Below are 22,257 nucleotides of genomic sequence, written 5' to 3'. Positions count from 1 at the left end.
CTCACCGGTACTCTCGCCCGGTGGCGCCCGACACCCGGAGGTCTGGAATGAGCAGCGTCGTCGTAATCACCGGTTCCGCCGGCCTGATCGGCTCGGAGGCGGTCCGGCACTTCGCCGGCCTGGGCATGGACGTGGTCGGGGTCGACAACGACATGCGCGGCTACTTCTTCGGCGCCGACGGTTCCACCAAGTGGAACCTGCAGCGGCTCGTCAAGGAGGTCGGTGACCGCTACACGCACCACAACATCGACATCCGGGACCGCGAGGGTCTCGACAAGCTCTTCGCCGGGCTGGGCGCGAACATCGGCCTGGTGATTCACGCCGCCGCGCAGCCCAGCCACGACTGGGCGGCCCGCGAGCCGTTCACCGACTTCGACGTGAACGCGGTCGGCACCATCAACATGCTCGAGGCCACCCGCCGGCACGCCAAGGACGCCCCGTTCATCTTCACCTCGACCAACAAGGTGTACGGCGACACGCCGAACTCCCTGCCGCTGGTCGAGCTGGACACCCGGTGGGAACTGCCCGAGGACCACAAGTGGTACGGCGGCATCGACGAGACGATGTCGATCGACAGCAGCATGCACTCGGTCTTCGGCGCCTCCAAGGTGGCCGCCGACATCATGGTGCAGGAGTACGGCCGCTACTTCGACATGCCGACCGCGGTGTTCCGTGGCGGCACGCTGACCGGCCCGGGCCACTCGGCGGCCGAGCTGCACGGCTTCCTGGCGTACGTGATGCGCTGCGTCATGGAACAGCGGACCTACAAGATCTTCGGCTACAAGGGCAAGATGGTCCGCGACGCCATCCACTCGCACGACCTGATCACCGCGTTCGAGGCCTTCCACAAGGCTCCGCGGATCGCCGAGATCTACAACATGGGCGGCGGCCGGTTCTCCAACTGCTCGCACATCGAAGCATTCAAGATCGCGTCGGAGATCACCGGGCTCGAGGCCCGGACCGAGTACATCGACCAGAACCGGATGGGCGACCACCAGTGGTGGATCAGTGGCACCGGCCGGTTCGAGCAGCACTACCCGGAGTGGAAGCTGACCTACGACGTGCCGGCCATCCTGCGCGAGATCTACGAGGCCAACCAGGAAGTCTGGAAGGCCTGACCGCTCGCCGGACGATCAGCTCAGACCCACCAGCAAGCAACCCCCACTCCAGCCGGCCTTGAAGACCCGGCTGGCTCTCACCGCTGTCTCAGCGCTGCTGAGGCAGCGGTGGTGTGCGGCTGGAGGCTTGGGGCGTTGTGGCGGCTGTCGTACGGGGGTGGGAGTCGGTTGCGGGGTTGCTGTGTCTTCTCTGTAAGGGGCGTTTACGTAATCACCCGTTAACCAAAATTGGGTACATTGCCGAAATGTCCGACTTGACGCAGTTCATGCGCCGGGACTTGCCGGCGTCCATCGTCGTGTTCCTGATCGCCATCCCGCTGTCGCTCGGCATCGCCGCGGCCTCGGGTGCACCACTACTCGCAGGACTGGTCGCCGCAGTCGTCGGCGGCATCGTCGCGGGCGCCCTCGGCGGCGCCCCGTTACAGGTCAGCGGCCCCGCCGCAGGCCTCACCGTGATCGTCGCCGGCACCGTCGCCGATTTCGGCTTCGCCGGTACCGCCGCCGTCGTCGCCGTCGCCGGCCTGGTCCAGATCGTGCTCGGCGCCTCCCGCCTGGGCCGCGCCGCCCTGGCGCTGTCCCCGGCCGTCGTGCACGGCATGCTTGCCGGAATCGGGCTGGTCATCGCGCTCAGCCAGGTTCACGTGATGCTCGGCGGAGCCCCGCAGAGCTCGGCTTGGCGTAATCTGATCGACCTGCCCGGCCAGCTCGCCAGCCACCACGGCGCCGCAGCGGTTCTCGGGGTCCTGACCGTGGCGATCCTGCTGCTCTGGCCCCGCCTGGTCCGGATCTCACTCCTGCCGGCGGCCCTGGTGGCGGTGGTGTCGATGACCGCGCTGGCCGCCGGTACGGGCGCCGACGTGGACCGGGTCAGCCTGCCCGACGAACCGCTCACCGGTCTGATCCGCCCGGTCTGGCCGGACGCGCCGGCCCGCGAGATCGTCGTCGCGGTCCTGACCATCGCGATCGTCGCCAGCGTCGAATCGCTCCTGTCGGCTGTCGCGGTGGACCGCCTGCACGACGGGCCGCGGGCCAACCTGAACCGGGAGCTGGTCGCCCAGGGGGCCGCGAACACCGCCTCCGGCCTGCTCGGCGGGTTGCCCGTCACCGGTGTCATCGTGCGCAGTTCCACCAACGTCGCGGCCGGGGCCCGTACCCGCGCATCGGCGATCATGCACGGCCTGTGGATCGCGGCGTTCGTGCTGCTCTTCGCCGACCTGCTGGAGACGATCCCGATGGCGGTGCTGGCTGCCGTACTCATCGTGGTCGGGTTGCGGCTTGTCGACCTGGCTCAGATCCGGACCTACGCACGGCACCGGGAACTGCCGACCTACCTGGTCACCGCGCTCGGGGTGGTCTTCACCGACCTGCTGACGGGCGTGGCCCTCGGCATGATCACCGCGGCGGTGCTCATCCTGTGGCGGCTCACCCGCTCCGAGATCCGCCGCGTCGAACGTTCGCCCGGCGAATGGTCGGTCACCATCAACGGCACCCTGTCGTTCGTCGAGTCGGCCCGGCTCAGCCGGGAGCTCGGCGCCCTTCCGCCCGGAGCCGTCGTCGATGTCGAACTGCACCTCGACTACCTGGACCACGGGGCGTTCGAGACGATCCGGGACTGGCGCTCCGGTTACGAGCGGGCCGGTGGCACGGTCCGGATCCGCGAGGTGCACGACTCCTGGTTCCACCAGGCCACCTCGGGCCGGCTGGGCGGCGGGAAGCGTACGCCGCGGGTGCTCGGGTCCTGGTCGCGGTGGCAGAACATGGACCAGCAGCGGCGCGACGCGATGGCGGCCGGGATCGCCGAGTTCGAGCGCAGCGTCGCCCCGCTGGTCCGGCCGCACCTGGCCGATCTGGCGCGGGACGGGCAGCGCCCGCAGCAGCTCTTCATCACCTGCGCCGACTCCCGGGTGGTTCCCAACCTGATCACCGGCAGCGGTCCGGGCGACCTGTTCTGCGTCCGCAACATCGGCAACATCGTCCCTCGGTACGACTCGGGCGACACCTCGGTCGGCGCGGCGGTCGAGTACGCCGTGGACATCCTCGGCGTCACCACGATCACCGTGTGCGGCCATTCGGGCTGCGGAGCCGTGCGGGCGCTGATGAGCGACGCCGCCAGCTCCGGTTCGGCACTCGGCGACTGGCTGGGGCTTTCCGGCGTACCGTTCACCGACCGCTCCGACGAGGAACGCTGCTGTACCGACAACGTGGTGCAGCAGCTCGCCAACCTGCGCACCTACCCGGCGGTCCGCGCCGCCGAGGCCGCCGGTGGCCTGCGTGTCACCGGCATGTACTTCGACCTGGCCGAGGCCCGGATGTACGAGGTCGACCCGATCGTCGGCCAAGCCCACCCGGTGTCCGCCGTACCGCTGTCTCAGCGCCCTTGAGACGACGGTGTGCGCCAGCCAGTACAGCGTGGCTGTTGCTGCGCGGCGGTGATCAGCGTGGGATGAAGAGGAGGCGGTCGCGGAACAGTTCGAGTTTGGCCGGGGTGAGGCCGTCGCAGTAGACCACGAGTTCTTCGGGGGTGGTGAAACCGTTGTGGCGTTCGCGGGCCTCGACGATCCGGTCGGCAAGCGGGCGTTCGATGGTGAGGTACCGCTGCAGCCATTCGGCGGACACGTGGTTGACGTCGATCAGGCCGCCGTCGTCGTACTGGCGTCCGGGCAGGTCGGGGCGGCCGACCATCAGTTCGGAGGCGAGTGCCGGCTGGGTGGTCTGCAACTGGCGGGCCTCCTGGCGGCGGGCGGCCCGCCACTGTGCCGCGGCCAGCGCCGGGTCGACGCCGGTTCCGTGGTGCCAGGCCGGCGGCGGGTAGTGGGTCAGGCCCGGCGGGGGGCCGGTGTACCCGCTGCGGGCCGCGGCCTGCTGGAACCAGCGTTCCCTGACCCGGTTCTGCAGGACGGCCACGTGGATCGTGCCGACCAGCCACACCAGCAGGAAGATCAGCGTGCTCAGAGAGCTACCGGCGTCGTCGTCCGGGCCGGGGCTGTTGTCGGTCGCCGCGGCGAGCGCGATGGTGGTGACGATTGCGGCGGCGTAGAGGGCGGCGAGGACTTTCTGGAGGCGGGATCGCAATTTGACGCCGGCGATGAGGACCATCACCGGGGTGCCGTAGCCACAGGTGAACATCGGGATCAGGAACCACCACCCGGTCTGGGGCGGAAGCTCGCGCCGCCATCCGGCGGGGTATCGCGGATCGGGCTGCATGCTTCGACGGTATGCCCGGTGTTCAAGCCGGTGCGTCCGCCCATGGGGTGACCAGTCTGGGGCGGGAGATCTGTGGGGTGGCCGGGCCGGTGTGGACGATCTAGGGGGTGGCCGGGCCGGTGCGGAAGAAGGCGACGAGTTCAGCGTCCTGCTCCGGGGTCAGCGGCTCGCGCGGGATGTCGTACACCTTGCCGGTGGACAGGTGGAGGATGTAGGCGTCGTCCTGTACGAGGAACGAACGGAACTCCGACCACGCGGCTTCGACGGTCGTCTCGTCGGTGGAGGAGCGGAACGACTCGTTGGTGAGGCGCCAGGTCCGCGGGCTGAGCCACCCGTCCCGCACGGTGACCTCCCGTTTCCAGCGCCACCAGGCGACGGCGATGAGGAGGGCGGCCGCCACGAGCAGCGGGACGCCGATCAGCAGGCTGGTGGGGGTGGCCTCACCGCCGAGGATGACGATCACGGCGGCGAAGCCGAGAACGGCGGCGATCGTGGTGTACGGGGCGGCCGCGCGCTGGGCACCGGCGGCGAACCGGCGGCGGAAGTATTCCGGGGTCCGGGCGTGGGTGAACTCGATGTGCACCGATGGATCGTACGAGCGTGCCCGCGCCGGTCGTGGCGCGGGCACGCTCATCCCCGTGCGGCTCGGTGTGCCGGGTCCGGGCGTCGTGGCGTCCGGACCCGGCACAGCGGCCTCTAGTTGCGGATGATGGTGAACGTGCTGGTCGGGTTCTCGATGTCCCGATAGTTGTTGCTGAGCTGCAGGTTGTTGAAGGTCACCGAGCCGACCGCGGGGCCCTGGCCGGTTTCCGGCATCGGGTTGGCCCAGACCGCGTAGCCGGACTTGGCGTCGAACTGGTCACCGCTCCGCTGCGCGCCGGTGATCGACACGTTGGTGAAGACGGTGTCCGTGATCGGGTTCTGCGGCTGGCCGCCCACGTAGTTGGTCTGGAACATGATGCCCGAGTACGTGGGGTCGACGATGTCGACATTGTTCACCCGGATGCCCTGGAACACCTTGGACGCCGAGAAGACCCAGATCGCCGGGAACACCTGGCTGCCCCAGAAGTGGCCGCCGGCGCGGACGATCGAGATGTTCTCGAACACGGTCGGCGGTGTCTTGCCGAAACCGTTCATCGGGTACCCGAAGTCGAGCGAGCTGATGGTGATGCCCGAGTAGACCAGGGTGTCCGCGATGTAGATGTTCCTGAACGTGTTGGCGTACCCGCCGTAGACCGCGATGCCCGCGGCGCGCCAGGTCAGGGTGGTGGACAGGTTCGAGTAGACGTTGTTGATCTCGTCGGCCCCGCCGGCGTCGATGGCGGAGAACAGCGCGAAGCTGTCGTCACCGGTGGCCCGGGCGTCGTTGTTGTCGACCAGGTTGTCGGTGCTGCCGTTGGTCATGTTCACGCCGTCGGCGAACATGTTCCGGATCCGCGAGTTGGTGATCTTCATGCGGTCGGTGTTGGCGCCCCAGTACAGGCACACCGTGTGTTCGGCCCAGATGTTGTCGATCGTGATGTCGGCGACGTTGGCGAGGTCGAACACCTTGCCGGGGCCGTCGATGCGGATCGTGTAGTTGCCGAAGAACGCGAAGTTCGCGAACGTCGAGCCGTTGGCGGTGGCGTCGGCCCGGAAGCCGGCGTCCGTCTCGGACTGGGTGGACGGTGTGTGGAAGCGGGTGTACCAGGGGCCCGCGCCGATGACGTTGAGCTTCTTGCCGTACACCTGGAACTTGTTCGACGTCTGGTAGTCGCCGGCCGGCAGGTAGACACCGATCTTGGTGCTGTCCTGGCGGGCGGTGTCGAGCGCGTTCTGCACTGACTGCTGATCAAAACCGGCCGGTACGACGTATCGCGACGGGTCGGGGTTGGCCACCGGCGCGACCTGCTCGGTGTTGATGAAGTCGATCGCGATGTTGCCCGAGTTGGCCGCGTCCTTCTGAAGCTTGATCGTGCTGCCCGCCGGGAACGATCCGGTCAGCATGATGTTGGCTTCGTCGTAGATGTGGCGCGGGCCCGTGCCCGAGTTCTGCGGGTTCGTTTCATTACCGTAGAGCCAGGCAAAACGGGAGGTCAGCGGCAGGGTCTTGTTGAGGCTGCCGTTGACGTACACGTTGATCGAGCTGTTCGTGCCGTCCGGGATGGAGAACCGCGCGACCACCGTGTTGGTGGCGGCCCGGGTGGTCCACTGGACGTAGGAGCCGGTCTGGTTCAGCGTGACCGCCTTACGGCCGGACGCCTCACCGGCCAGGTCGCCGACGATCCGGTTCGGTCCGACGACCTGCGCGCCGCCACCGGTCTGCCCGTCCTCGGCCTCCAGCATGTCGTACGGCATGTTGGCGCCACGACCCACGAAGAACGGCTTCTCGCTGGTGTTGTTGGCCTGCTTGACCGGCAGTTCGTTGGTGTCGTTCGCGACCACCGTGCGGACCGTGTACTTGCCGTTGGCCGCGGTCCAGGTGCCCAGATTGATCGACGGCGACGAGGCACCGGCGGCGAGGGTGCCGGTCCACGACCCGGTGAACGTCCGGACGACGGTCGAGCCGTTCAGGATCGTCACGGTGACACCGTGCGCGCCGCTGCCGCTGGCCGCGGTGCCCTGGTTGCGCAGGGTCGCCGAGAAGGTGACCGTGTTGCCGGCGGCCGGGTTGCCCGGCGACCAGGAGACCGCCGACGCGACCAGGTCGGAGCTGCTCACCGGCGCGACGGCCAGGTTGTTCGGGCTGTTGTAGGAGTTGTTGGCGTCGTTGGTCTCGATGACCGTGTTCGCCTCGTCGACGACTGCGCGGAGCTGGTAGGTGCCCGCGTTCCGCGCGCCGATGTTCGCGCTCACCGAGACGGAGGCGCCGGCCGCGAGGGCGCCGACCGTGGCGGTGCCGACTCTGGTCGTACCCAGGTAGAGGTTGACGTTGGAAGCGGGGGAGGAGGCCGTGCCCGCGTTGCGGACGGTGGCGGACAGCGTGATCGCGTCGGTCTCGACCGGCGAGGCCGGGGAGGCCGTGAGGCCGGTGACCGTGAGGTCCGGGTTCGGCGCCGGGGAGCCGATGACCTGGAACTCGGCGACCTGGCCGCTCGGTGCGCCGGTGTTGGCGGTGAACGACAACCGGACGTCCGCGGCGGTGGCGGAGACCGGGATCGTCACCGTGTTGCCGCTGGCCGGATTGAAGCTGTACGTCGCGGAGCCGGCCAGGGTGGTGAAGGACGACGACGACTGCTCGCGGCCGAGGACCGAGAACGTCTGCTGGCGGGCACCCCACGCGGACGCCGGGTTCAGCTTGACGACCACCGACGAGACGGAGGCGTTGGAACCCAGCTTGACGGTCAGGTTCGCCGGGTACGCGCTGCCCTCCCAGTAGGTGGCGGTGTCGTTGTCGTTCGCGTTCGCGGCCACGAAGGTGTGGATCACCGAGGACGCCTCGATCGGCTTGCCGACCGCGATGTTGCCGCCCGGCTGCTGGGTGCCGGTCCGGGTGACCGTGTTCGAGGCGGCCGACTCGTTGCCGGCCGCGTCACGCGCCTTGACGTAGTACGAGACGGTCGCCGAGTCCGGCTGGCTGTCGGTGTACGCCAGACCGGTCACGGTCGTCTTGAGCGAGCCGTTGGCGTACACGTTGTAGCCGGTCACGCCCACGTTGTCGGTGGACGCGCCCCACGCCAGACGGATCTGCCCGCTCGCCGACGTGTAGGACAGGGTGCCCGGCGTGGTCGGCGCGCTCGTGTCCCCGGTCGCGCCGGTGCGGGTCACCGTGTTGCTGTTCGCCGACACGTTGCCGACCGCGTCCTTGGCCCGCACCCAGTACTGCACGGTCGCCGAGTCGGGCTGGTTGTCGGTGAACGTCAGCACGTTGCCGGCCACCGAGCTGCGCAGCTGGCCGTTGGCGTAGACGTCGTACCCGGTGACGCCCACGTTGTCGGTCGACGCGTTCCAGGTCAGGCGGACCTGCCCGCTTGCCGGCTGGGTGTACGCCAGGTTGCCGGGAGCGCCGGGTGCCTGGCTGTCCCCGCCGACCGGGCCGTAGACCTCGAGCTCGGACAGCTGACCGGCCGGCCAGGCCGTGTTGCCGGTGAGGTTGACCCGGACGAAGCGGGCGCTCGTGGCGGTGAAGTCGATGGTCACCGCGTTGCCCGACGACGGGTTGAAGCTGTATCCGGCGCTCGCCTTGAGAACGCTGAACGACGTGCCGTCGGTGCTGGCCTGGATCGACAGGGTCTGCGTGCGGGTGTTCCAGGCGGTGGCCGGCGGCAGCTTGAGGATCGCCTGGTTGACCTGGGTGGCGGTGCCGAGGTCGACCTGCAGCCACTGCGGGAACGCGTTGTTGTTGCTCTCCCAGTACGTGTTGGCGTTGCCGTCACCGGCGTTGCCGGCCGGGTAGACGTCGGTGAAGCTGCTGGCGCTGAACGTCTTGCCGGCGGCCAGGTTGGGTCCGGCGGCGAGAGCGGGCGGGGCGTGCACGATGGCGGCCACGACGGCGGCGGAGGCCACCGTGGCAAGTATTCTTCGGGACAGTCTGGACATGCGGGAGCGCACCTTTCTTCCATGAGAGGTGGGGGGATCGCCGGGCGGGCCGCTTCGGTGGGTTCGGCCCACCCGGACGTTGAGGTGCTACCGGAGGCGAAGCCACACGGCGGTGTCCGATGGGAGAAGGTCACCGTCGAGCGGGCTGCTGGCGAGCAGGATGTCCCGGTGCTCCGGCAGGGGGACCGGTGCTTCGGAGAGGTTGAGCACGCAGGCGAAGTCCGTCCCGCGGGTCCAGGCGAGCACGCCCTCGCCGCGGTCGAGCCAGGCGAACGCCTGATCCTTGAAGACGCGCAGGCCGATCGCCGAGCGGTACAGCTCGAGCATCGAGGTGGGATCACCGGTCTGCGCCTGGACGGTCCGGTCCTTCCACTCGGCGGGCTGGGGAAGCCACGGGGTGCCCGCGGTGAATCCGTAGGGTGGTTCGTCGCCGGACCACGGCAGCGGTACCCGGCAGCCGTCGCGAGTGTGACCGCGACGGGCGTACATCGGATCCTGAATTTGATTCGGTTCGATGTTCTCGTTCTCCCAGAGACCCAGTTCCTCGCCCTGGTAGATGTAGGCCGAACCGGGCAGCGAGAGGGTGAGCAGCGCGGCCGCCCGGGCCCGCCGGGTGCCGAGCTCCAGGTCGACCGGGGTGCCGTCGAGGTTGTTCTCGAAGCTGAACGTGGTGTCGGTGCGGCCGTACCGGGTGACGTGCCGGGTCACGTCGTGGTTCGAGAGGACCCAGGTGGGCGGTGCGCCGACCCGGGCGTGCGCGTCAAGGGTGCGTTGGATGCAGGAGCGCATCAGGTACGGGTCCCAGGCGCACCCGAGGAAGTCGAAGTTGAACGCCGCGTGCAGCTCGTCCGGACGCAGGTAGTTGGTGAACCGCTCGACGTCCGGCATCCACACCTCGCCGATCAGCGCCCGGTCCTCGTACTCCTCGGCGATCCGCCGCCAGGACCGGTAGACGTCGTGCACCGCGTCCAGGTCGTGGAACGGGTGCGGTTCGCCGTCCACCACCTCGGGCAGTGCGGTGTCCTTGAACAGCAGGGCCGCCGAGTCGATCCGGATGCCGTCCGCGCCGCGATCGAACCAGAACCGCAGAATGCTCTCGAATTCCCGCTGCACCTCGGGGTGTTCCCAGTTGAGGTCGGGTTGTTCCGGCGTGAACAGGTGCAGGTACCAGGTGTCTTCGCCGATCTTGGTCCACGCCGTTCCGCCGAATTCCCCAATCCAATTTGTGGGCATATTTTGGCTTTTACGAAACCAAAAGTAATCGCGTTCCGGCGCCGTTTCGCTTTCCAGGGCCGCCTTGAACCAGGGGTGCTCGCTGGAGATGTGGTTCGGGACGATGTCGATGATGATCCGGATGCCCGCCTCGTGCGCCTCCGCGATCAGCGCCTCCGCCTCACCGAGCGTGCCGAAGACCGGGTCGATGTCGCGGAAGTCGGACACGTCGTAACCGGCGTCGGCCATCGGCGACGGGTACCACGGGCTCATCCAGATCGCGTCGACGCCGAGATCTCTCAGGTGGCCGAGCCGGGCGCGGATGCCGGCGATGTCACCGACCCCGTCACCGTCGCCATCGGCGAAACTGCGCGGATAGACCTGATAGATCACCGCGTCACGCCACCACTGCATTGTCATCCCGCTATCCCTTGAGGCTGCCTGTGGTCAGGCCGGACATGATGTTGCGCTGGAAGATCAGGAAGATGATCACGGTCGGCACCGCGGCGATCACCGAAGCGGCGACCACCACGTTCTGCGGTGTGCCGGCAGCGAAGGCGTAGATGCCGACGCTGACCGTGCGGGTCTCCTGGCTCGGCATGACCAGCAGCGGCCAGAGGAAGTCCTTCCAGACCGCCGTCACCGCGAAGATCGACACCACGCCGAGGATCGGACGGGACATCGGCAGCAGGATCGACCAGAGGGTCCGCAGCGGCGACGCACCGTCCATGAAGGCGGCCGACATGATCTCTTCCGGGATCGAGTCGAAGAACCGCTTGAGCAGGAAGATGTTGAACGCGTTGGCGACCATCGGCAGCCAGATCGCGAACGGCGAGTCGAGCAGGCTGATGTCCAGGACCGGCAGGCTGATCACCGTCTGGTACTGCGGGACGATCAGCACCATGGCCGGGATCATCAGGGTCGCCAGCATCGCGCCCAGGATCACGTTGCCGAAGATCGGGCGGAGTTTGGAGAGGGCGTACGCCGCCGCGGTGTCCAGAACCAGCTGGAACACCACCGCGCCGGCCGCGTAGTAGATGGTGTTGAAGAGCAGCTTCGCCAGGTTCAGGTTGTTCCACGCGTCGATGTAGTTGGTGAACTCCGGATCCCGCGGGAACAGCGTGGGCGGGGTCTGCGCGAGCTCCTGGCCCGATTTGAGAGCGCCGGTGACCATCCAGTACAGCGGTCCGATGAAGATCAGCGTGAAGGCCGTGACGATGATGCCGAGCAGCGCCCAGTAGAGGAACCGGCCGCGCCCGCGCCGCAGCTGAGCGTGCGAGATGAGGGTTCGAGACATGGTTTCTAGTCCTGTTTCGTGCTCAGCCGCAGGTAGACGGCGGAGAAGGCGGCCAGCACCAGCAACATGATCACGCCGAGCGCGGCCGCGCCGTTGAGATCGTTCTGGAAGAACCCGTGCTGGTAGATCAGGTACGCGACCGAGGTGGCCGAGTCCTGCGTACCGGCGCCGTTGGCCAGGATCAGCGGCTCGATGAACAACTGCATGGTCGCGACGATCTGCATCATCGCCAGCAGCGCCAGGATGAGCCGGGTCTGCGGGATCGTCACGTGCCAGATCCGCTTGGCGAGGCCGGCCCCGTCCAGCTCGGCCGCCTCGTACAGGTCGCCGGGGATGTTCTGCAGTGCCGCCAGGTAGATCAGGACCGCGCCGCCCATGTTCATCCAGGTCGAGGCGATCACCATGGCCGGCATGGTCATCGTCGGTGACTGCATCCACTCCGACGTCGGAAGATTGAAGAACGCCAGGATCGCGTTGAACAGGCCCGCTTCACTCGGGTCGTACGCGTAGTACTTGAACAGGTACAGCGCCGACGCCGGCGGCAGCATGACCGGCAGGTAGACCAGGATGCGCAGGTAACCCTTGGCGTGGCGGAACTCGTTGAGCAGGATCGCGACGAAGAACGGCGCCACGAAACCGAGGATCAGCGCTAGCCCGGTGAAGTAGAAGGTGTTCTTCCAGGCGACCCAGAAGCTCGGATCCTCGATGATCCGGACGTAGTTGTCCCAGCCCACCCAGGTGGTCACCCCGCGGCGGGTGCGCTGGAAACTCATCACGATGCCGCGGATCATCGGGAACCACATGAACAGGCCGAAGCAGAGGATCGCCCCGATCAGAAACGCGTGCCCAGTCAGGTTGTCCTGGAGCTTGCGGCGCTTCTTCGTGATCCCCGGCGGGGCGGGGGCCACCGCCCCGGCCTGAGCCGGAGCGGTGGCGGTCGCGGTGGGCATCGTCAGGAACCCGCTGCCAGCAGCTGGTTGACCTTCTCCTCAGCGGTCTTCAGCAGCGTGTCCACGTTCGCGTTCGGGTCGGTCAGGACACCCGACATCGCCGAGTCGAGGATCGCGTAGATCGCCTGGGCGTCACGCGGCTCACCGACGATCGGCAGCTGCTTGTTCTCGAAGAGCGCGAAGTTCTCGACCGGCACGTTGGCGTTCGCCTTGCGCAGTTCGAACTCCTGCTTCTGCGCCTCGCTGCCGTTCGCGAACAGCAGCGGCTGAGGCAGGCCGACCGGGTAGTTCTGCGGCTTGGCCCGTACGTAGTCGAACTGGCCCTTGCCCGGGGTGAGCTTCTGGTAGGCGATCCACTTCAGACCGGCCTCGACCTGCTCCTTGCTGAGGTCCTTCTTGAAGAAGTAGCCCTCACCACCGCCGAGGGTGCCCTTCGCCAGGTCGGTCTGACCCGGCAGCGGAGCCACCGCCCAGTCCTCGAACTTGCCCTTGAACTGGCTGACGATCGCCTGGGTGGTGTCCGGCGCGCCGATGAACATGCCGACCTTGCCGGCGGCGGCGTTGGTCAGCAGGTCGCCCCACTGCAGGAGCTGGCGGCTGCCCATGGTGTTGTCGCCGTACCGCATGTCCTTGAGGTTCTGCAGGACCTGCTTGCCCTCGGCGGTGTTGAACGCGGCCTTCTTGCCGTCCTCGGAGAGGACCCGGCCGCCCTGCGAGTAGAGCAGCGAGGTGAAGTGCCAGCCACCGGTGTTGCCGGCGCTGTACTCGGCGTAACCGGCCACGCTCTTGTCGGCGGCGGTGATCTTCTTGGCCGCCTCCCGGACCTCGGGCCAGGTCTTCGGCGGGTTGTCGACGTCCAGGCCGGCCTTGGCGAACAGGGCCTTGTTGTAGACCAGGCCCATCGAGTAGTTCTTCACCGGGACGCCGTAGAGCTTCCCGCCGTCGGTGAACACCTCCTTGAGCGCCGGGTCGACGCTGTCCCAGGTGGAAACGGTGTTCTTGTTGACGTACTGGGTGATGTCCATCGCCTGACCCGAGTCCAGCACCTGCTGGAGGTCGGTCATGTATCCGTAGAAGACGTCGGTGGTGGTGCCACCCGCCAGACGCGCGGTGAAGTCCGGCGGATTGTTGCACTGCTGGCCGACGCTGATGCTCTTGATCACGATGTTCGGGTTCTGCTTCTGGAACTCGGTGACATCCGCGTTCCAGTTGTCGAGCAGTTCCTTCTGGGCGGCCACGGGCTGGCAGTCGACCGTGATGGTGACCTTGCCGGCCGCGTCGGTGCCGCCGTCGTCGCTCTTGGTGGAACACGCCGTCAGGCTGAGTCCCAGGCCGGCCACGAGCGCGAACGCCGCAACCTTCCGGTACTGCGGTACGGACATCTGTCCATCCCTTCGGGAACGGGTCTATCCATGGCCATCGGTGAGATGCGTTGTCGTCACTACGGCGAGTTCGGTGTGGACTGTCCCCCGCAGTGAGTGGAGTCACTGTAACGAGGCGCGCATGTTGCCGCAAGGTTTCGATCGGGCGCTGAAAAAACACGACTTTCTTGCGGCAGGCCTTTGCTTGCGGTCACTTCATCCGCTTCTGTACGCAAAAAAGCCGCCGACCAAGTGGTCGGCGGCTTGTTGGCCGTCAGTCGATTACTCCCGGCGCGGCCGTCAGCTGACTGCTTCAGGCTTGCTCGTCGGTCGATCAGTCCCGGCGCACGGGCCCTGTTGATCCTCGGACCACCAGCTCCGGCTCGAACAGCAGCTCGTCGGAGAACTCGCGGGCCTCGTCGATCTGGCTCACCAGCAGATCCACCGCGGCCTGCCCCATCATCTCGATCGGCTGCCGCACCGTCGTCAGCGGCGGGTCGGTGCAGGTCATGAACGCCGAATCGTCGAAGCCCACCACCGAGACGTCACCGGGCACCGCCCGGCCCAGCCGGCGCGCCGCCCGGATCGCACCGAGCGCCAGCACATCGCTGGCGCAGATGATGCCGGTCACCCCGCGCTCCACGAGCTTCGTCGCCGCGACCCGGGCGCCCTCCATCGAAAAACTCGACCGCTCCACCCACTTCTGGGCCTCCGTCGAGCCGGTGACCTGCAGCAGAGCGTTCAGCTTGCGGCGCGACGGGACGTGCCCCTCCGGCCCGAGGACCATGCCGATCCGCTCGTGCCCCAGCGATCGCAGATGCCCGTACGCCTGCTCGACGGCGACCGCGTCATCGGTCGACACCCGGGGGAAGCCCAGCTCGTCGACGCCGGCGTTGACCAGCACCACCGGCAGCCCGCGCTCGGTGAGCCGCCGGTAGTGCTCGTGCGACGCGTCGGTGAGCGCATAGGACCCGCCCGCGAAGATCACCCCGGACACCTGGTGGTCCAGCAGCATCTCGACATAGTCGGACTCCGGCACACCGCCTATCGTCCGCGCGCACAGCGCCGGGGTGAAACCGCGCTGGGCGAGCGAGCTGGTCACCACCTCGGCCAGCGCCGGGAAGATCGGGTTCTGCAGCTCGGGCAGCACCAGGCCGACGAGCCGGGCACGCTCACCGCGCAGTTTCGTCGGCCGTTCATAGCCCAGGACGTCGAGAGCGGTGAGCACCGACGTGCGGGTGGCCTCCGAGACGCCGCTGCGCCCGTTGAGCACCCGGCTGACGGTCGCCTCGCTGACTCCGGCCTTCTTCGCCACCTCGGCAAGTCGTTTGGTCACAGCGGAATCCTACGTCAGATTATTGCAAGAACAGAACCGCAGTCGGTCCGCGTTTTGCGTACCCTTGCGGATCGTCGATGCGCCTCGACGCTCTCCTCGAGCATATTTCACAGGCAGTGGCCGTCGGTCCGGCTATGAATCGGTTAAGACGTCGCTCAGCGCGACGCAACTCTTCCATCTGCTTGCGAGCGGTCCTCGGACCGATCCGCCTCCACCGGTCTGTTCCGCCGGGTTTCCTGGCGCTGGTTCGTTCGCTCATCTTTTCGCGGGGTCTGCTGCCGCCGGTCTTCTCGCAGCCGTCTGCTGGTTCGTCGTTTCTCGGGCGGGTGTCCTCCCGCCGGTTGCGGGACGATCGGTGCTCGATGTCGATTCGGCGGGCGCCCCGATCGTCAGTGGTTTGAACGAACGTTGTCGAAACGAGGGAGCACACCGATGCGCTACGTCATGATCCTGCTGGGCGAGGAGTCCAAGTGGTTCGATCCGGATCTGGCCCCCGGCCTGATGGAGGAGGTCGGCACCTGGTGGCAGAAGTGGTTCGACGCCGGGAAGATCGTTCAGGGTGGCGCCGAACTAGGACCGTCCAGCGGGGCGAAAACCATCGGCGCCGGCCAGGACGGCACACCGCAGGTCACCGACGGACCGTACGTCGAACTCAAAGAGGTGGTCGGCGGCTTCATCCTGCTCGACGTCGACGACCTGGACGAGGCCGTTGCGGTCGCGTCCGGCTGGCCGGGCATCGCCGCCATCGGCGACCGCGTCGAACTACGCCCGGAAATGATCCGCTAGATCTGAAGCAGTCGCGGGGATCAGGTCGTCAGCCGGGAGAGCCGGTCGTCTCGGGGAAGACTCCCTGCTCACCCGGCTTTCGCGGGTTCTGTCGCATCGGTAAGGCCGGTTGCTTTGGCGGGTTCGTGCGCCGCGGTGGGGCCGGTTGCTCTCGCCGGTTCGGTTGCATCGGTGGGGCCGGTTGTTTTCGTTGCGGGGCGCAACCGGATCCAGGCGAGGGCCATGCCGACCGGGACCAGGACGACCGCGGGCACCGCGTACCGCTGCTCGTACATGCTGGTCGCGACGCTCACGAGCATCAGACCGACACCGGCCGCGACGAACAGCACCGCGTCGGCGGCAGGCCGCCACGATCGTCCCCGCGGGCGCCAGAACGCGGCGGCCAGGGCCATCAGCACGCCGACGGCGTAGAGCGGGCCGGGCGTCGTGACGATCCGCCCGTACGCGTGAACTCGCTCCGTCGCGGCAGTCGCGGGCAGCGGGCCCACGGCCGGATGCTTACCGATCTCGCTCACCGGCACGTAGTAGAACGGCTGACACTGATAGCCCGGCCGCTCCGGCGGCAGCCATGTCCTCGCCAGGCACGCCGAGTCCTTCACCAGCGGCGGGCGGAACCAGAAATGCCAGCTCGCCTCCTCGGCGACCATGGCCAGATAGGCGCCCGGGCGCTGCTTGATCACCGTGGTGGCGAACTCGTTCAGGAACTCGTCGTTGCCGACGCCGCGGTACAGCCGGTACGCCGGGCTGTGGTCGCTCCAGATATAGCGGTCCGGGCGGTGCTCGAAGTTCGCCGGCGGGTTCGGATCACACAGTGTGCGCTGTTTGACGGTCAGTTCCAGTTGGGAGCAGTCCGCCACCGGCATGACGCGTGCGTACAGGAACCGGCCCTGGTTCTGCGTGAAGGCGTACACGCCGTGATGCCGTTCGTAGAAGACCTGATATCCACCGAGCAGCGCCGCCACGGGCAGCGCGAAGGCCACCACCTGCCGCCAGCCGGCCCGCCGCGCCAGCAGGTAGACGCCGGCCAGCGCGAGGATCGGCAGCCCGACCGAACGGGTCAGCGCGGCGAAGCCCAGCAGCACGCCACCCGCCGCGGCCGCCACCGGCCCGAGACGGTCCCGCCAGGCCAGGACGATGAAACCGGCCACGGTCAGCGCCACGTACGCCGTCTCGGCCAGGATGTAATGCTCCAGGGTGAGCTGCCGGGCGTCGACAGCGAGCGGGACCATGGCCAGCGCCGCGAGCCACGGCTTCGCACCCCGCCTGACCAGGAACGCGTAGCCGCCGACGATCAGGGCCGCCCCGATCACATGCTGAAACACCGCGATCAGCTGGTACGGGCCGCCGGCGAGCGGTTTGATCAGAAGCGAGTAGCCGGCCGGCCGGATGTCGTTCGGCACCATCGCGAGCGAGTCACGCACGTACAGCATGGTGTCGGGGAAGAAGAAGGCATACGGGTACGCGGCCGTGAACCAGGCACGCACTCCGATGGCGACGCCGAGAACCAGCAGCAGCGGCAGGTGGCGCCGGATCATCGTGGTCCGGTCGAGCTGGCGGTGGTCATGTGCTGGGGTCCCCCGTCCCATTGCTCCCGATCCTCATCGAGACCGGGCAATCCAACCGGGCACAGCGAACGCGAAGGCTCTCCGAAAGGGATCGCCGGATTAACTTCGGGTGAAGCGCCTGCGTGCGCCGTCGTGCCCGGCCGGGCCCGCGATGTGGCCGGCAGCCGCCGGTGTCATGGCCTGTCGGCCAGGTCGTCGAAGCGGCGGGCGTTGTTGTAACGGTCTGTCAGCAGGTCGTCGAGGTGGCGGGCGTTTGATGTCGTGGTCAGCCGGCCAGGTCGTTGAGGCGGCGGGTCAGGAGGTCGCGTTCGGCGGGGTTGGTGGCCAGCGCCAGTGCCCGCCGCGTCGCCTCGGCAGCCGCGGCCCGGCGGCCGAGTCGGCCCAGGAGCTCGGCGCGGGTCGCATGCCACAGGCGGTAGCCGGCCAACCGCTCCTCCAGTTCGTCCACCTCGGCGAGCGCCTCCGCCGGGCCGGCCGTGAAACTCGTGGCCACGGCGCGGCCCAGCAGCACCACCGGCGTCGGCCGGAACCCGGCCAGCAGGTCGTAGAGCTTGCGCACCGTCCCCCAGTCGGATCCCGCCCACGACGGGGCGACCGCATGCTGGGCGGCGATCGCGGCCTCCACCTGGAACGGCCCCGGCCGGTTCAGCGAGGCCACCCGCGCGAGACGCCGCAACGCCGAAGCGATCAGCGGCCGATCCCACGACGACCGGTCCTGATCGGCCAGCAGCACCATGCGCCCAGCACCGTCGAACCGTGCCGCGGCCCGCGACTCGTGCAACTCCAGCAGTGCGGCCAGGCCCGCGGCCTCCGGTTCGTACGGCATCAGCGCGGCCAGTTGCCGGCCCAGCTCCAACCCTTCCCGGGCCAGCTCACGACGCTCGGCAGTGTCACTGGACGAGGCCAGATAGCCCTCGTTGTAGATCAGGTAGATGACACTGGCCGCGGACCGCAGACGTGATCCGTACTCGTGCGGCGGAGGTGTCTCCACCCGTATGCCATGTTCCTTGAGGTGTCGCTTGGCCCGTACCAGGCGCTGCGCGGCAGTGGCCTTGGGCAGCAGAAACGCCGCGGCAACGGTCTCCGCGGACAGCCCCGCGACCACATGCAGGGTCAGCGCGATCCGCGAAGCCTCCGGAAGCGCCGGATGGCAGCACGCGAACACCAGCGCCAGCCGATCATCCCCGGACGGCGGCCAGGCAGGCCCCCAGGTCGGATCCCCCGCCGCGACAGCCTCCTTCTCGCGCCCGCTGGCATCCCGCCGAAGCCGATCGATCGCCTTGCGCCAGGCGGTCGTGACCAGCCAACCGGCCGGATTATCGGGTACGCCGTCCGCCTCCCACCGCCGCAACGCCTCCGCAACGGCGTCCTGGAGTGCCTCCTCGGCCACATCGAGATCACCGAGGCGCCGCCCGAGCACTCCCAGCATCCCGGCCGACTCGGCCCGCCAAACGCTCTCCAGAATCCCACCCACCCCTGCCACGCCTGCATTCTCCGCTGCCCGCTGCCCGCTGCCCGCCAGTCGCCGCCTGTCGAGTTGCCGCCGCCGTCCGCCGTGCCGGCCGCCGTCCGTTCTCGCCCGGCGCCCACGAACACTCACGTTGTCCACGCTGGCTGAGAGAGGGCTCAATCGGGCAAAACGCTTCGCAGTCGGTGGGCGGGATGGGATGTTTTGCGGAGACCGGCAGAGAGGGGTCGCTACCACCATGTCCGACTGGGATCAGAATGACGGCTGGTCGTCGACGGGTCAGCAGGACTGGTCGGCGGGTCAGGGCCAGGCCGACCGGTCGGCGCAGGACCGGCAGCGCGACTCGGTGCACCGGCTGGCCAACGTCAGCAACGACATGGCGGCTGCGACCGAGGCCGCGGTCCGTGCGGCCGAGACCGCCGTGCAGGTGATCCAGCGGCTGGAGGCGAGCAGCACCGAGATCGGCAAGGTGGTGCAGCTGATCGCGACGATCGCGAAGCAGACCAACCTGCTGGCGCTGAACGCGACGATCGAGGCGGCCCGGGCCGGTGAGTCGGGGCGCGGTTTCGCGGTGGTGGCCAGCGAGGTCAAGGACCTGGCGAACGAGACGGCGACGGCGACCAGCGAGATCGGCACACAGGTCGGCGGCATCCGTGCGGACACGCAGAACGCGGTTTCCGCGATCGAGGAGATGCAGGGACTGATCGAGGAACTGGACCGCTGTCAGAAGGTGATCAGCGGCATCGTCGTGGAGCAGCAGGCCGGCTGACGGGCCCGCCCCGGCGGTCGTGAACATGCCCGAATCAGTACCGCGGCGAGCGCCGCGACGGCGGCCGGGCCTGTGGACAGACGAGGATTGTGGATAACTTCGAGGGTGTCCGGCGGGTGGGGGACACTGGGCGGCATGGCTCGCAGATCCCCCAGACCCCGGACGGCCTCCGCGGTGTGCCCGTGCGGCCGCGGAGCGTATGACGCGTGTTGCGGCCCCCTGCACGACGGAAAGCCGGCAGCCGATCCGGAAGCGTTGATGCGTTCGCGTTTCAGTGCCTATGCGCTGGACAAAACTGCCTACGTGCTCCTGACCTGGCACCCGTCGACGCGGCCGCAAGCCGTGGAGAAGGATCCGGGGCTGCGCTGGACGCGTCTTGACCTGCTGGGCCACGACGGCGGTGGCGTCTTCGACGCTGAGGGCACGGTCGAGTTCCGGGCACACTACGTCGACGGCGGTCAGCCGGGTGTGATGGCCGAGAAGAGCCGGTTCGTACGGCACGACGGCCGATGGGTTTACTGGGGACCGCTGTGATCTTCTTGACGAGGAGGTGGGTTCACCATGTCGGCACAGCGGCCGCTTGAAGACGGCATAGTCAAGGACTTCAAGGTCAATCTCTCGTACGGGGCATATCTGCGCCTGGACGACGTCCTGGGTGCGCAACACCCGGTGAGCGTGCCGGAGCACCACGACGAGCTGCTGTTCATCGTTCAGCATCAGACATCCGAGCTGTGGCTGAAACTGATCATGCACGAGCTCCGGGCGGTTCAGGAGCACCTGGCGAAGGACCAGTTGCGTCCGGCGCTCAAGGGCTTGGCCCGCGTCAAGCACATCCAGCGCACCCTGACCGAGCAGTGGTCGGTGCTGGCCACCCTGACCCCCTCAGAATATGCGGAATTCCGTAGCTTCCTCGGCACGTCGTCGGGCTTCCAGTCGTTTCAGTACCGGGCGATCGAGTTCCTGCTCGGCAACAAGAACCGGAAGATGCTGCGGATCTTCGATGACCAGCCCGATGCCCGGGCACTGCTCGAGGACGCGCTGCTCGCACCGAGCGTCTACGACGAGTTCCTGCACTTCCTGGCGCGGCGCGGGCATCCGGTGCCGGCCGAGATCCTGCAGCGTGACGTCACCGAACCGTACGAATATCATGCCGATCTGGTCCCGGTCTTCCGCGAGATCTACGAGAACGCCGAACAGAACTGGGACGTCTACGAGGCCTGTGAGGAGCTCGTCGACCTGGAGGAGAACTTCCAGCTGTGGCGGTTCCGGCACCTCAAGACGGTGGAGCGGACGATCGGCTTCAAACGGGGCAGCGGCGGCTCCAGCGGGGTCGGCTTCCTCAAGGCGGCGCTCGATCTGACATTCTTCCCCGAGCTATACGCCGTCCGGACCGAGATCGGAGTGCCCCGTTGACCGATGACCTGTCCGCCCGCGCCGCAGCCCTCGACGCGGATGACCCGCTGGCGGCGTTCCGCGAGCAGTTCATCACCCCGCCGGCGGCCGAGTTGCTGTCGTACCTCGACGGGAACTCGCTCGGGCGGCCCTTGGAGGCGACCGCTCGGCTGGTCGACGAGTTCATCCGCGAGCAGTGGGGCGGCCGGCTGATCCGTGGCTGGGACGAGGGCTGGCTGGAGTGGCCGCTCACTCTCGGCGACCGGCTCGGTTCGATCGCTCTCGGCGCCGCTGCCGGGCAGACGGTGATCGCCGATTCGACCACCGTGCTGATCTACAAGCTGGCGCGTGCCGCGGTCGCTGCCCGGCCCGACAGGCGCACCGTGGTGCTGGACACCGACAACTTCCCCACGGATCGGTACGTTCTGGAGGGCATCGCCGCGGAGTGCGGGCTGCGCCTGGAGTGGATCGAGGTCGATCCGCTCACCGGTATCCGTGCCGAGCAGGTCGCCGACGTGGTCGACGCGGACACCGCCCTGGTGCTGTTCAGCCACGTCGCCTACCGGTCCGGGTGGCTCGCCGATGTCGCGCAGATCAACCGGGTCGCGCACGCGGCCGGGGCGCTGACGATGTGGGACCTGTGCCATTCGGCCGGTTCGGTGCCGATCGCCCTCGACGAGTGGGGCGTCGACCTCGCCGTCGGATGCACCTACAAGTACCTCAACGGGGGACCGGGTGCACCGGCCTTCGCCTACCTGCGGCGGGAGTTGCAGGACGAGTTGCGCCAGCCGATCCAGGGTTGGATGGGACACCGGGCGGTCTTCGAGATGGGCCACGGCTACGAGCCGGCGGCCGGTGTCCGCGCTCTGCTCAGCGGAACGCCGCCGATTCTCGCGATGGTGCCCCTGCACGCCAACCTCGACATGCTGGCCGCCGCCGGGATCGAAGCGGTGCGGGCCAAGTCGCTGCTGCTCACCGACTATGTGCTGGACATCGCGGACGAATGGCTCGCCCCGTACGGAGTCGACGTGGTGAGTCCGCGTGACCCGGCTCGGCGCGGTGGGCACGTGACGTTGCGGCGCGACGGCTTCAAGGACTTCCTGCAGCCGTTGTGGGACAGCGGGGTCATCCCCGACTACCGGCGCCCGGACGGCCTCCGGATCGGCCCGGCGCCCCTGAGCACCAGCTTCGGTGAGGTTTGTCAGGGGCTCGCGCTCCTGCGGGAGCTGTTGGAGAAGAACCCCCGGTGAGTACCGAATCGTCGTCTGCCGATCTGCCCTC

At 68.1% G+C, this 22,257-nt stretch carries 17 protein-coding genes; 7 read left to right on the top strand and 10 right to left on the bottom strand.

Features of this window, described 5'->3' with window-relative positions; all coding sequences use genetic code 11:
- Window positions 1-47: 47 nt before the first annotated feature.
- Window positions 48-1,118: an NAD-dependent epimerase/dehydratase family protein gene (locus AB0G04_RS29245; RefSeq protein WP_360988893.1), complete on the top strand. Its 1,071-nt coding sequence runs from the start codon at window positions 48-50 to the stop codon at window positions 1,116-1,118.
- Window positions 1,119-1,363: 245 nt separating this feature from the next.
- Window positions 1,364-3,499, top strand: coding sequence for a bifunctional SulP family inorganic anion transporter/carbonic anhydrase (locus tag AB0G04_RS29240; RefSeq protein WP_360988891.1), 2,136 nt, complete (start codon window positions 1,364-1,366; stop codon window positions 3,497-3,499).
- Window positions 3,500-3,551: 52 nt separating this feature from the next.
- Here AB0G04_RS29240 and AB0G04_RS29235 read toward each other — a convergent pair whose 3' ends face one another.
- The 8 genes from AB0G04_RS29235 to AB0G04_RS29200 form a co-directional block, all read right to left on the bottom strand.
- Complete coding sequence (locus AB0G04_RS29235; RefSeq protein WP_360988888.1) at window positions 3,552-4,322, bottom strand: helix-hairpin-helix domain-containing protein; 771 nt, start codon at window positions 4,320-4,322, stop codon at window positions 3,552-3,554.
- Window positions 4,323-4,422: 100 nt separating this feature from the next.
- Window positions 4,423-4,905, bottom strand: a complete 483-nt coding sequence (locus AB0G04_RS29230) for a YcxB family protein (RefSeq protein WP_360988885.1) — start codon at window positions 4,903-4,905, stop codon at window positions 4,423-4,425.
- A 113-nt stretch (window positions 4,906-5,018) separates the two neighbouring features.
- Window positions 5,019-8,840 (bottom strand): discoidin domain-containing protein, encoded by a 3,822-nt coding sequence (locus tag AB0G04_RS29225; RefSeq protein ID WP_360988882.1) that lies wholly within the window; start codon window positions 8,838-8,840, stop codon window positions 5,019-5,021.
- An 87-nt stretch (window positions 8,841-8,927) separates the two neighbouring features.
- On the bottom strand, window positions 8,928-10,472 hold the full coding sequence (locus tag AB0G04_RS29220; RefSeq protein ID WP_360988879.1) for an alpha-amylase family glycosyl hydrolase: 1,545 nt from the start codon (window positions 10,470-10,472) through the stop codon (window positions 8,928-8,930).
- Between the two features lie 4 nt (window positions 10,473-10,476).
- Window positions 10,477-11,349 carry a carbohydrate ABC transporter permease gene (locus tag AB0G04_RS29215; protein WP_360988876.1) on the bottom strand — a complete coding sequence of 291 codons (873 nt, stop codon included), beginning with the start codon at window positions 11,347-11,349 and terminating at the stop codon, window positions 10,477-10,479.
- A 5-nt stretch (window positions 11,350-11,354) separates the two neighbouring features.
- Window positions 11,355-12,299, bottom strand: coding sequence for a sugar ABC transporter permease (locus AB0G04_RS29210; RefSeq protein ID WP_360988873.1), 945 nt, complete (start codon window positions 12,297-12,299; stop codon window positions 11,355-11,357).
- A 2-nt stretch (window positions 12,300-12,301) separates the two neighbouring features.
- Window positions 12,302-13,681 (bottom strand): sugar ABC transporter substrate-binding protein, encoded by a 1,380-nt coding sequence (locus AB0G04_RS29205; RefSeq protein WP_360988870.1) that lies wholly within the window; start codon window positions 13,679-13,681, stop codon window positions 12,302-12,304.
- Window positions 13,682-13,994: 313 nt separating this feature from the next.
- Window positions 13,995-14,996 (bottom strand): LacI family DNA-binding transcriptional regulator, encoded by a 1,002-nt coding sequence (locus tag AB0G04_RS29200; RefSeq protein WP_360988868.1) that lies wholly within the window; start codon window positions 14,994-14,996, stop codon window positions 13,995-13,997.
- Between the two features lie 432 nt (window positions 14,997-15,428).
- On the opposite strand from AB0G04_RS29200, the gene AB0G04_RS29195 reads away from it, so the two are divergent.
- The gene (locus AB0G04_RS29195; protein ID WP_360988865.1) at window positions 15,429-15,782 is read left to right on the top strand and encodes a YciI family protein; all 354 of its coding nucleotides are present in this window, start codon (window positions 15,429-15,431) and stop codon (window positions 15,780-15,782) included.
- Window positions 15,783-15,850: 68 nt separating this feature from the next.
- Here the strand turns inward: AB0G04_RS29195 and AB0G04_RS29190 are convergent, their stop codons facing one another.
- Window positions 15,851-17,368: a phospholipid carrier-dependent glycosyltransferase gene (locus AB0G04_RS29190; protein ID WP_360988862.1), complete on the bottom strand. Its 1,518-nt coding sequence runs from the start codon at window positions 17,366-17,368 to the stop codon at window positions 15,851-15,853.
- Window positions 17,369-17,612: 244 nt separating this feature from the next.
- Window positions 17,613-18,830, bottom strand: a complete 1,218-nt coding sequence (locus AB0G04_RS29185; protein WP_360988859.1) for a DUF6596 domain-containing protein — start codon at window positions 18,828-18,830, stop codon at window positions 17,613-17,615.
- A 223-nt stretch (window positions 18,831-19,053) separates the two neighbouring features.
- Here AB0G04_RS29185 and AB0G04_RS29180 point away from each other — a divergent pair, with 223 nt between their 5' ends.
- From AB0G04_RS29180 to kynU, 4 genes are all read left to right on the top strand, one after another.
- Window positions 19,054-19,584 (top strand): methyl-accepting chemotaxis protein, encoded by a 531-nt coding sequence (locus AB0G04_RS29180; RefSeq protein WP_360988856.1) that lies wholly within the window; start codon window positions 19,054-19,056, stop codon window positions 19,582-19,584.
- 135 nt (window positions 19,585-19,719) lie between these two features.
- Window positions 19,720-20,118 carry a YchJ family metal-binding protein gene (locus AB0G04_RS29175; RefSeq protein ID WP_360988853.1) on the top strand — a complete coding sequence of 133 codons (399 nt, stop codon included), beginning with the start codon at window positions 19,720-19,722 and terminating at the stop codon, window positions 20,116-20,118.
- 27 nt (window positions 20,119-20,145) lie between these two features.
- The gene (gene kynA / locus AB0G04_RS29170; RefSeq protein WP_360988850.1) at window positions 20,146-20,997 is read left to right on the top strand and encodes a tryptophan 2,3-dioxygenase; all 852 of its coding nucleotides are present in this window, start codon (window positions 20,146-20,148) and stop codon (window positions 20,995-20,997) included.
- Window positions 20,994-22,226 carry a kynureninase gene (gene kynU, locus AB0G04_RS29165; protein ID WP_360988847.1) on the top strand — a complete coding sequence of 411 codons (1,233 nt, stop codon included), beginning with the start codon at window positions 20,994-20,996 and terminating at the stop codon, window positions 22,224-22,226. The genes kynA and kynU overlap by 4 nt, the downstream gene beginning before the upstream one ends.
- Window positions 22,227-22,257 lie beyond the last annotated feature (31 nt).

Origin of the sequence: Actinoplanes sp. NPDC023801, assembly GCF_040639655.1 — a bacterium.
Taxonomy (GTDB): Bacteria; Actinomycetota; Actinomycetes; order Mycobacteriales; family Micromonosporaceae; genus Actinoplanes.
The sequence above is the reverse complement of the archived record's forward strand: the minus strand, read 5'-3'. Positions and strand labels throughout refer to the sequence as shown.